Below are 11167 nucleotides of genomic sequence, written 5' to 3' on the forward strand. Positions count from 1 at the left end.
ATATGTGGCAGCTCATCAAAAGAGTTAAGATTTTCTTGAATGCCGCTTCAGCAAATAGTTGGAAAGGAATAGGAAATATGAAATTCTCATAATTATGAAAAGTTATATATTGCTGCATCATATCCAGAATATTATGTGCTTCCAAAATCTCTTTCTGCCGCCCAACGGGATCATGCAGGATCACAATCCGGGATTTTTCCTGATAACAGAGCTTGCTGCGGATCTCAAGTGCGATCTTGTCCGCATCCATTTCATAGGATAACTGGGTAGTCAGCTCATCAATCCTGAGGCTAGCCAAATCCAAATCACCGAAATTCTTGGCATCGATTTTGGCTTTGACGGCGGCAAATTGTTCCTTACGGGTTTTGTAATCCTGAATTAATTTCGTGAAATTAGCTTCGTTGGCCTCAATGGAATGGGGTTGATTGTCATCATCAAGGTTAATGAACTGCATGGTTTTTTTACGCAGTTCTAAGTCACCGTTTATACGGGCGATCACATCGGGATGCCATAGATGTTCACTGTAGGCAATGCTGATATTCGAGACATCTTTTGCCACAAACAAAAAAGGATAGCCTTCGCCATTCAAACCTGACTCTGGCATGACACCATCACGTGCGTCTTTTTTGTTTCGGTAGATGAATTTCCTAAACTTCTCGGTCTGATTCTCTCCATTTGGTTCGTATTTAAAGATATGGAAATAGGCAGTTTTACTCGGCCGATGTTCCATACTGTCTTCTTCTCGAATGTAAATCCAACCCGGGCGCATCAAGCGGGCAGCATAGCCTTTACTCTCTTTTAAGGTTGTTGCTGACATCAATGTGTGAATATCCGGTGGTGCTTCGGGCTTTTCCAGATCTGAGCCAAAGAAATTCACATAGGCATAACGGACAGGGTAAATAGGCTTGATATTCCCATCACATGGGTATTTAGCATTTCCCATATCAAGTCTGGATACGGATTTGTTCGCATTTTCACTGATGTCTGTTATTGAAGATGTCATGACTGGCTCCATGTTGTCGGGTTAAGGCATTCCTTGAGAAGTTTGTAGGCACGGGCTTCCTGATTGGAGGGTTCAGACAGGACGGCCTCCAGTGCGTGATCCCAGAGCGCTTCATTTTTAGCCGTGACAGAACGCGCCACAATATAGTAAAGCCCCGTCAGCTCAAGGGTGAATCCATTCAGGTAAGCGTAATTGGCTTGTTGGGTAATAAAAGGCAGCAGCCGATCTTCAGGGACCTGACACTGCTGTTGAACATGCTCTTTGATGAATGTTTTAACTTTGTTGAAGTACTTTTGCTGCATGTACCGTTCAAAATTGAGGTTCATTCTGTCATTGATCGTGACAGTCTCGAGCTTGGATTCCCTGATCTCTGCCGTTACGGTCGCTTTCATCAGACTATTTTCATGATTGAAACCGTAAATAGCGCCGATGTGCCGCATAAACGAAGAGAGAGCGCCACGGGACAGGCTTTTCAGGGTTAACTCCAATGCCAGTGGGTAGTAAAAGCGAAAAAATACCCATTCTCGGTTGTGCTCTTGCTGTAAGTAAGGAAATTTGCGCAGGTGGTTATACAGTTCATCGAATTGACTATCAGTATGGATAAAAATCCCGATATCCGGCGTATAGTGAGTGATGAATATCTGTCGCAGAAATTCCTTATCCTCATGTCCTGTCAGTTCGACCAGATAAGGAGCGGCATCTTCGAGGGTGATTTGTGTTGTTCCTTTAAACAGGCAGCGGTAAGGTAATCCAGAAGTCATCAATGAAGGAACGATAAAGTGGCCTGCATGTTTATGATAAACCGCCGCATCAATCACCATATAGCAGCGGGAGTATTTCGTTGCGTTTTGGCTTTGCTGATAAAGCAGGGAATATAAATCATCACTGATCCAGTATCGGTTAAAGGGATTTTCGCCCGTAAAGGGTGGGCAAGGATAGTGGATGATTTCCAAATCACCGGTATCAATAGGAAGTGGTTCGCTGATATCCCGCGGATTCAGTACGATGATGGGCTGCGCTTCGCTGACTTGTTCAAGATTCAGGATCAGATGTTTTTCCAAGTGATGGCAGGTATCCAGATATTGTAAAAAGGGCAAAATTTTCTCGTATTGGCCTTCACTTGCCCGCAATGAGTGCAACATATGATCAGATAGTTGAACCAATGCTTGATGTTGGCTTTTAGCCTGAATTAAGGCTTGTGCACAGTAATGTCGGGGTTTTTGTTGTTCAGTACCATGGTAGCCATATGAAAACTCGGCTACCCAAATATGTTCATACTGCTGGTGGTAATCCTTTTGCCTTTGCATGATTTAATATCGTCAATTTGTTTATTTTCAGCCGGAATATTTGGAAATTTGGTAGATTATTTCTATTTTTCATTCACTGTGTGGGTGAAAAATTTTTAGTGAACAGAAATGATGAACATTCTTGTAAAATCTGGAGCGGGCTGAGAACAAACGAAAATATCAGATAACGTATCCGTTAATATGGCTCCATAAAGTATTCACCATCAAGATAACGTGACAAAGCACATGTTATCAAAACACACAATAATAGCTTATTTTTATAACAGGTTAAAATGAGAAAAGCACTTTCAAATATACGTATATTTGAAAGTAATTATTGTGATTTTAATTGTTTCGTTTGTTATATTTTATTTCAGGGGATTAGTATGAATTACAATAAAAATAATAAAGAGAAAATTAGTTTTCTCTTTACCAACCTATTATGATCAAGGAATAATTCCCTTAATCATAATATCAATAGCTATTTATTCTACTTAACGATCTATTTCATCATTTTTCGATAACAACTTTTTCATTCAACACCAGCGATAACAATGCCTGACGGGCAAAAATACCATTACCCGCTTGCTGGAAGTAGTAAGCATATGGCGTTTTATCGACATCTACCGTGATTTCATCAATACGTGGCAGCGGATGCAGCACTTTCAGGTTTTCTTTTACATTCACCAGATCCGCAGCGCGCAGGACAAACTGAGCCTTGATATTGGCATATTCTGAAGGATCAAGGCGTTCTTTTTGGACGCGGGTCATATACAGAATATCCAGTTCAGGCAGGACATCTTCAAAGTTACTGTGGAGGCTGTAACTTACTTGCTTCTCTTCCAGCATATGCAGGATATAGCCTGGCATCGCAAGGGCTTCCGGGGCGATGAAGCAGAAATGGTTGCCATTAAATTTTGCCAGAGCCTGTGTCAGCGAGTGAACGGTGCGGCCATATTTCAAATCACCCACCATGGCGATTTTGAGATTTTCCAATTTGTTCTGAGTTTCCTGAATGGTGAACAGGTCGAGCAACGTCTGGGTTGGGTGCTGGTTGGCGCCATCGCCAGCGTTAATAATAGGGATATGACCGGAAAACTCAGAAGCCAATCGTGCCGCACCTTCCTGTGGGTGGCGCATGACGATCGCGTCGGCATATTGGCTGATGATAGAAATAGTGTCAGCCAGCGTTTCTCCCTTTTTACCCAATGAGGTATTGCTGCTGTCAGCAAAGCCCACCACGGAAGCACCGAGTCGCTGGATGGCGGTTTCAAAAGAGAGACGAGTGCGCGTTGAGGCTTCAAAGAAGCAGCTTGCGATCACCCTGTGTTTCAGTAACTCAGTCTGTGGATTGGCTTTCAATGCAGCCGCCGTTTGCAATACCAGTTCCAGATCTGCGCGGCCCAGATCATTAATTGAAATGATATTCTTGCGATATAACGGGTTAGCCATGTTTACGTTCCTCTTTTTATGACTTCTAGCCTTGGACTGGGCAGGCAAAAAAAAGCCCCTCAATTGAGGGGCTTTTTAAATGTTCGGTTGAGCAATGGGAAAAACAAAACGCCTACGCTGCCAGCAGACAGTATTTCGTTAGCTTGATGTTTTGTAACGGCTTTTACAGCGCAATCTTTCATGTTTTCTCCCAGCAAATCGTCGCGCATTATACTCACGATAGCATTCACCGCAAGGTTTGCTGGAAGAAATTTTTGTTTTCACTATTTGCTAAACTTAATGACCAGAATAATAATATGATTATTCGCTTCTATCGCCCAAACTTACTGCCATTCTGTTAAAAGCATTCATGAGAGAAATCGCGGCAGTCAGGTCAACAATCTCTTTTTCCGTAAAAACGGTATCAAGGCGTTCTTTAATTTGATCCAGCGTGCTTTGCCTGATATTTGTTGTCAGGGCTTCACACCATTCCAGAGCCAGTTTTTCTTTTGGGCTGTAGATACTGGAATTGAACCAAGCGGGTAGTTTATCCAGTTTTACTTGTTCTATGCCATGATCCTTACGGATGGCTTCGGCATGAAGATGACAACAATAAGCACAACCGTTAATTTGGGATACCCGTGTTTCTACCAACAGAATCAGTTTTTGATCCAGCTCAGAGGCATGGACTTCTGCATAGCTTTTATAGAGTGGACTAATAATGCTGGGTGAAATTTTTGCGTAATCCATTTTTATCTCTCAAATTATTTTTGTTGAAAGGAAATTAACGATAAAAAGACCATGTTGTTCAGTCAGAAAGATTTTGAGACGTACTTTTCGGAAAACAACGAAAAATATTCTACATCAAAATTTATACTGATATTTATACAGGAATCACACTTATCCCTTTCATTTTTCACTTTTTTTGAAAGCAATTATTTAACTGCAAACACCGCAAAATCTTCAGCCAAGTCGGTATTAGGAAATATTTCCCGACATTCCGCTAATAACCGAGGGCACTCCTCGATACCATAGCGCCCGCTGATATGTGTGGCGATAAAGTGTTTTACTTTGGCATCCCGTGCCAGCGCTGCGGCTTGTTTGGTGGTGGAATGCCCACGCTCATTGGCTTTTATGGCGAAGGCATCTTCCAGTGTGATTTCATGCACCATTACATCAACATTGGCGGCTAGTTTCAGGGCTTCCGGTGTGGGTTCGGTATCACCGAAAATCGCCAGTGATTTGCCACGAATCGGTGTGCCTAAATAATCTTTGCCACAAATTGTGCGCCCATCTTCCAGTGTTACTGTGCCACCTTGTTTTAACGTCTGCATCCACGGGCCACGGGGAATGCCATCCTGATTCAGTTTTTCGGCATCAAGTGCGCCGGGTTTATCGTGTTCCTCAATCCGGTAACCATAACATTCCACTCGATGGTTCAGGGTATAAGCGGTAACTTTGAGTTCGCCATCATCAACCAGTTGTCCAGATTGAACTTCGATAATTTCCAGCGGGTAAGTCAGGAAAGAACTACTCATCTGCAATGCAGTTTCCACAAACTGACGTATTCCTGTTGGCCCATATAAAGTGAGGGGGTCGGTGGAACCGCCCATCGAACGGCTGCACAGTAATCCGGGTAAACCGAAGATATGATCGCCATGCAGGTGAGTGATAAAAATTTTCTCCAGTTTAGATATCTTGATGGGGGAATGAAGGATCTGGTGTTGCGTTCCCTCACCACAATCAAACATCCATAATGCGTTGCGGATGCCCTGTAAATCGAGTATCAGGCTGGTGACATTGCGCTCTTTGGTGGGAATGCCGGCGCTGGTGCCTAAGAATTTCAGTTCCATATTATTGTTCTCCTAATGATGTTGAATACTTTTAATATTGAATACTGTCCCAATCCAGACCGAATCGGGCAAGGTACTTGCGTAATCTATCGGCATCATTGGGTTGTTTTTTATGTTGGCGGGAAACGGCGAATAGTTTGCGACCAGCTTCCGATAAGCTGTTGGATTCACGGCAGACTTTAATCACCGTTTCCAACTGTTGGCGGTCAAACAGATCAATTTCTGGCAGATGATTCGGTAACAGAGACGATTGTTTTTCTCCGTGCCAATTCTGCTTAAGCCGTGTGATTTCTTCTTCAACTAAATAGTGGTTGATACGCCCATTTTCGGCAAATGTTGCCATCCTAGCGACGGATGCACTGAGTTCACGAAAATTTCCCCGCCATTGCGCCTGTTCTGAACAGGCAAAACGCAGGTAAATTTGTCGTGCTTCTTTATCAAAACGAACCTGCGTTTGTTGCATTTGTGCATAACGGGCAAGTTCATAATCGATGTTGGGTTCAATATCTTCTCGGCGTTGCGCCAAACCGGGCAGTTGATAAGTCCACATATTGATACGGGCGTATAAATCCTCGCGGAATTTTCCCTGAGCCACCCAATCACGCAGGTCGCGGTGTGTGCCGGCAATTAACTGAAAATCACTATAGACTTCCTTATCTGAACCATAAGGCAGGAAGCTTTTTTCTTCGATGGCTTTCAGCAGCATCGCTTGTTCATCCAACCCCAATTCTGCCACTTCGTCAAGAAACAGAATGCCGCCATCGGCTTCACGCAGCAGCCCGGTGCGTGGCTGAATCGCGCCTGTAAATGCGCCTTTGACGTGACCAAATAACGTCGACATCGCATTATCACCGCGTAAGGTCGCGCAGTTGACCTCCACAAATCGCCCGCTGATTAAATGGCGTGATTGCCGTAACTGATAAATCCGGCGTGCGAGAAAGGATTTTCCTGCGCCCGTTGGCCCGGTCAGCAAAATGGGGGCGGTGGAGCGCAAGGCCACACGTTCAACTTGGTCGATCAGGCGGTTGAAATTGGCGTTGCGCGTAGCGATGCCTGATTTCAAGAATGCGACCTGTTCCTGTTGCTCTCGAAGAAAACGGCTGGTCAGCGTGGTATAGCGACTGAGATCTAAATCGATAATCGTATAAACGCCTTCGGGATGATTCTCGCGATCGCCATTTTTGGGGGAAGTCTGGAGTAACTGGGCAGGCAGATAACGGGCTTCAGTCAGCAGGAACCAGCAAATCTGGGCAACGTGAGTGCCGGTTGTGATATGTACCAGATACTCTTCATTTTCAATATCGAAAGGGTAACGAACGGAGAAATCGAGCAAGGCGGTATAAACTTCTTCAAAATCCCATGGGTCTTCGATTTGAATTTCGTTCAATACCACTTTTGTCTGCGGTGAAGCGTGCTCAACATCCTCTTTAACCCTTTCTGCCAATACGTAATCATGGGTTTGGTAGAGCAATTCCAGTTTATCAATCGGTAACTCTGGCTGTTGGCACATCCCAATGGTAGGACGCCATTTTGTCCAGCGATTGGCTTTTTTGCCCCGCCTGTCTAATGTTGTACCCAAAATGCCAATGGCAACTCTGCATTTCATTGTTTTCTCTTTTTGATTATCTGAATTTATAAACAACGATATAGAAAGATAAGAAATTTAAACTGTAAAAACAATCATCAAGAATGAGTAAAAATAAAAACAATTATTTTTCAATTAGATAAAAAATATTTCAGTTTTTTTTCAATGTTGGCACGCAATTGGCAATAACTAGGGAGTCAACACACTGAAATAGCATGGATTCAGAATGGCGGTTTAGATCAGGTTCTGAACGGATTGGTGCAAATTAAAGGAGAACAAAAATGACAACAATTAAAGTGGAAACCAGTGAAATGAAAACCAACGATTATAACTTATTAGTGCAAGAGAATGGCGCGCCAGTGAAGATGTGGACAAATGGTGTGCCGGTTGATCCTAAAGCCATTATCCAGTTGCAGAATACGGCCAGGATGCCTTTCGTTTACAAGCACCTGGCAGTAATGCCGGATGTCCATGTCGGTAAAGGTTCTACGATTGGTAGTGTGATCCCGACACGCGGTGCGATTATTCCGGCTGCGGTTGGGGTGGATATCGGTTGTGGAATGATTGCGGTGCGTACTTCGCTGGTGGCCTCTGATTTACCGGATAGCCTGTTAAATATCCGCCATGCCATTGAAGCCGCTGTACCGCATGGACGTACCGTAAACCGCGGAAATCGCGATAAAGGTTCCTGGAATAAAACGCCGGAGATTGTGGATCAACATTGGGGGACGTTGGCGGATGGATTTAAGCGTATTACCGACAAATACCCCAAATTGTTGAATACCAATAACCATCATCATTTAGGAACGTTAGGAACAGGAAACCATTTTATCGAGTTATGCCTTGATGAAGCGGATCGCGTTTGGGTGATGTTACATAGCGGTTCCCGTGGTGTTGGTAACGCCATCGGTAACTTATTTATCACGCTGGCGCAGAAAGATATGCAGCAGCATATCGCTAACCTGCCAGATCGCGATTTGGCGTATTTCGAGGAAGGAAGCCGCTATTTTGATGACTATATGGAAGCGGTAGGTTGGGCGCAGGATTATGCCCGCCAGAACCGGGAAGTGATGATGCACCGCGTGCTTGAAGCGTTGTCTCGAGAAATCCCGAAACCTTTTACAACACAGCAGGAAGCGGTGAATTGCCATCATAACTATGTGCAGCGTGAGCAGCATTACGGTGAAGAGATTTTGGTAACTCGTAAAGGGGCGGTATCTGCCCGTAAAGGTCAAATGGGGATTATTCCGGGTTCAATGGGTGCGAAAAGCTATATCGTCCGCGGCCTTGGAAACGAAGAGAGTTTCTGCTCATGTAGTCACGGCGCAGGCCGGGTAATGAGCCGTACCGAGGCGAAAAAACGCTTTACCGTAAGCGATCAACGACGTGCAACGGCGCATGTGGAATGCCGTAAAGATAGCGATGTGATCGATGAAATTCCAATGGCGTACAAGGATATTGATGCGGTAATGGAAGCTCAATCATCGCTGGTGGAAATTGTGCATACCTTGCGTCAGGTGGTATGCGTAAAAGGATAAGTATCAGGAAGCAGGAAAAATGGAAGGAATGGAAAGGGAAATAAAAACAAGAATGGTTAGTCCTATCATGCGTTCGCGCATCAGACAGGAACTGGCTGGAATAGAAAAAAATTATGGTGTGCGGATATTGTACGCCTGTGAATCAGGCAGTCGCGGGTGGGGATTTGCCTCACCTGACAGTGATTATGATGTGAGATTTATTTACGTTCATCCGGTAGATTGGTATCTCAAAGTAGAAGCGGGTCGTGATGTCATAGAATTGCCGATCAGTGACGAATTGGATATTAGTGGGTGGGAATTGCGTAAGACTTTACAGTTGCTGAAACAAGCAAACCCCACTTTGATGGAATGGCTGGATTCTCCTCTTATTTACCAAGCCGAACCAGCGGCTACTAATGGGTTGAAAACGATGGTGCCGCATTTCTTTTCGGATATTAAAGCCCGTTATCACTATCTTTCTATGGCGAAGAAAAACTTCCGGGGTTATCTGCAAGGTGAAGAAGTTCGGTTAAAGAAATACTTTTACGTATTGCGTTCCTTACTTGCCGTCCGTTGGATTGAAATGGGCAAAGGCATGCCACCGGTAGATTTTGCAACGCTGGTGGCGGGAACGGTGGATGATCTGCAATTAAAAATGGAAATTGATGATCTTTTGCGGATTAAACGGGCAGCAAATGAGGCAGAATATGGCCCGCGTAAACTGAAAATTCATGCTTTTATTGAGTCGGAATTGGATGAAACTTTGATGCGCTGTGAGCTTAAGGGTAAGTGTGAGCACGGCCATGCACTGCTGGATGATTATTTAAGGCATTGGGTGATGAAACGTTAGCTTTATCAACATCAAACACTCATCATCAAACATAGGGAATTCAGACTAACAGGTAAAAACATGGATCGAGTCGATACTAAGATCAGTAAGTTTTTAAGTTACGTGTTGCGCCATCAACCGGAATCTATTGGTTTAATATTGGATAGTGAAGGATGGGCGGATAATGGCGTTTGGTTGACAAAATCCGTGCCTGTTGAATTTATGCGTATTATTGAGCATCTTAAGTAAGCTAATTTTTACCCTGCTTTTACTTCGGAGATAAACATGGCAGTTATGGACTCCCTGCTTGCATTTACTGTTGCGGCGACGTTACTCACATTGACCCCAGGTCTGGATACGGCACTTGTTTTGAGAACCGCGACAGCAGAAGGCGGTAAAAAAGCCTTTCAAGCGGCACTTGGCATTAATGTTGGCTGCTTCATTTGGGGAGCAATGGTGGCATTTGGTCTTGGCACATTGATTGCTGTATCAGAGCTGGCATTTAACATATTGAAATGGTGTGGTGCGCTGTATTTATGTTGGTTGGGAATTCAGATGATTCGGCATCCCAAAAAGGATCTTGGGGGAGAGGTTTCTCCTTCGGTTAAAAGCCATAATTGGTTTATCAGAGGGATGTTGGGTAATGTTCTCAACCCGAAAATGGGCGTATTTTATGTTTCATTCCTGCCCCAGTTTATCCCCCAAGGGCACTCAGCTATTTTATGGACTTTCAGTTTGGTCACGATCCATGTATTGCTTGGCACATTGTGGTCACTGTCATTGATTTACGCCACACGCCCTCTTTCCCGTCTATTACGCCGTGAAAATGTGATTAAATGGATGAATCGCGTAACCGGAGGGCTATTTTTGTTTTTTGCGTTTAAATTGATGTTGAGTAGTCGGCGATATTGATCGTTATAAATTATGTATTCTTTCATTATTCTTTTTAGGGCAGATAAATATCTGCCCCACAGATTTTTTGGTGCAATCAACAAATATGCTATAATAATAGATATGTAAAGCAATTGGGGTGTTTTTCTTTTTCATTATAGTGAAGGCTTATTGTAGTGAAAACCTCTGCATTCATAAATATATTTCCACTATTATTTTTTAAGAATATCATAGTATATTAACGTGAATGAACATTTCATGTAGGGTTTGACTGGCATACACACATGGCATAAAAAAGGAGGTGGTCAAATGACCGTTTCTTTATTTTCTTTTGAAGCCTGTTTTGTTGATGGAAATACCAAAGCGACAGATAAGCTTTATGCTAATGGAAATCATCAAGTCAGGGTAGCCATTCGTATTATAAAACAAGTGAATGGAGTAAATACGCCTTTAACTGATGAAGAAAAAGAGAGTGTGACAATAACGGCCCGCAGTACGGATACAAATGTGCCTCTCTATCCAGATTGGTCATGTGACAAAATCAAGAATGAATACGACGAAGGGCTTTTGGGAGATAATAAAAGTATAGATAACGCAGTAAATTCAATTACGTCAGAGGATGAAGATAGAAAAGAAACCATTTATCGTTATTTGCGGACGAAGCTGAGTTAACATATTAAGTGCAACAGGTGAGATATTAAAAGGTGGGAGTCAACTGTGATAAATTTCACAGCTCTCACACCCGAAATAGTAGCCTGATATGCATAAACAA

At 43.4% G+C, this 11167-nt stretch carries 11 protein-coding genes and 1 pseudogene; 5 read left to right on the plus strand and 7 right to left on the minus strand.

All coding sequences use genetic code 11. The features are described 5' to 3' along the window. The 7 genes from AAC854_RS19260 to rtcR form a co-directional block, all read right to left on the minus strand. On the minus strand, positions 1 to 1003 hold a 1003-nt coding region (locus AAC854_RS19260; protein WP_340618523.1), incomplete at its 3' end, for a toxin VasX. Further along, positions 1000 to 2310 (minus strand): DUF4123 domain-containing protein, encoded by a 1311-nt coding sequence (locus AAC854_RS19265; RefSeq protein ID WP_340618524.1) that lies wholly within the window; start codon positions 2308 to 2310, stop codon positions 1000 to 1002. The genes AAC854_RS19265 and AAC854_RS19260, both read right to left, overlap by 4 nt. 489 nt (positions 2311 to 2799) lie before the next feature. Then, positions 2800 to 3741 carry an aspartate carbamoyltransferase gene (pyrB, locus tag AAC854_RS19270; protein WP_340618525.1) on the minus strand — a complete coding sequence of 314 codons (942 nt, stop codon included), beginning with the start codon at positions 3739 to 3741 and terminating at the stop codon, positions 2800 to 2802. Between the two features lie 59 nt (positions 3742 to 3800). Next, the gene (locus tag AAC854_RS19275; protein WP_340618526.1) at positions 3801 to 3923 is read right to left on the minus strand and encodes a hypothetical protein; all 123 of its coding nucleotides are present in this window, start codon (positions 3921 to 3923) and stop codon (positions 3801 to 3803) included. A 118-nt stretch (positions 3924 to 4041) separates the two neighbouring features. Further along, positions 4042 to 4470 (minus strand): carboxymuconolactone decarboxylase family protein, encoded by a 429-nt coding sequence (locus tag AAC854_RS19280; protein ID WP_340618527.1) that lies wholly within the window; start codon positions 4468 to 4470, stop codon positions 4042 to 4044. Between the two features lie 185 nt (positions 4471 to 4655). Then, positions 4656 to 5573, minus strand: a complete 918-nt coding sequence (rnz, locus tag AAC854_RS19285) for a ribonuclease Z (RefSeq protein WP_340618528.1) — start codon at positions 5571 to 5573, stop codon at positions 4656 to 4658. Positions 5574 to 5604: 31 nt separating this feature from the next. Further along, on the minus strand, positions 5605 to 7179 hold the full coding sequence (rtcR, locus tag AAC854_RS19290) for an RNA repair transcriptional activator RtcR (protein WP_340618529.1): 1575 nt from the start codon (positions 7177 to 7179) through the stop codon (positions 5605 to 5607). A 290-nt stretch (positions 7180 to 7469) separates the two neighbouring features. Here rtcR and AAC854_RS19295 point away from each other — a divergent pair, with 290 nt between their 5' ends. From AAC854_RS19295 to AAC854_RS19315, 5 genes and pseudogenes are all read left to right on the plus strand, one after another. Continuing rightward, positions 7470 to 8696, plus strand: coding sequence for an RtcB family protein (locus AAC854_RS19295; protein WP_340618532.1), 1227 nt, complete (start codon positions 7470 to 7472; stop codon positions 8694 to 8696). A 67-nt stretch (positions 8697 to 8763) separates the two neighbouring features. Beyond that, positions 8764 to 9525 carry a nucleotidyltransferase domain-containing protein gene (locus AAC854_RS19300; RefSeq protein WP_340618533.1) on the plus strand — a complete coding sequence of 254 codons (762 nt, stop codon included), beginning with the start codon at positions 8764 to 8766 and terminating at the stop codon, positions 9523 to 9525. A 60-nt stretch (positions 9526 to 9585) separates the two neighbouring features. Then, a pseudogene (locus tag AAC854_RS19305) lies at positions 9586 to 9684 on the plus strand (RNA 2'-phosphotransferase); the annotation flags it as partial. A 105-nt stretch (positions 9685 to 9789) separates the two neighbouring features. Then, positions 9790 to 10416 (plus strand): LysE family translocator, encoded by a 627-nt coding sequence (locus AAC854_RS19310; protein WP_340618530.1) that lies wholly within the window; start codon positions 9790 to 9792, stop codon positions 10414 to 10416. A 288-nt stretch (positions 10417 to 10704) separates the two neighbouring features. Beyond that, a complete protein-coding gene (locus AAC854_RS19315; RefSeq protein WP_340618531.1) occupies positions 10705 to 11067 on the plus strand; it encodes a hypothetical protein in 363 nt (120 codons plus the stop codon). Positions 11068 to 11167: the final 100 nt, after the last annotated feature.

This window comes from Xenorhabdus entomophaga, from assembly GCF_037996725.1.
Classification (GTDB): domain Bacteria; phylum Pseudomonadota; class Gammaproteobacteria; order Enterobacterales; family Enterobacteriaceae; genus Xenorhabdus; species Xenorhabdus khoisanae.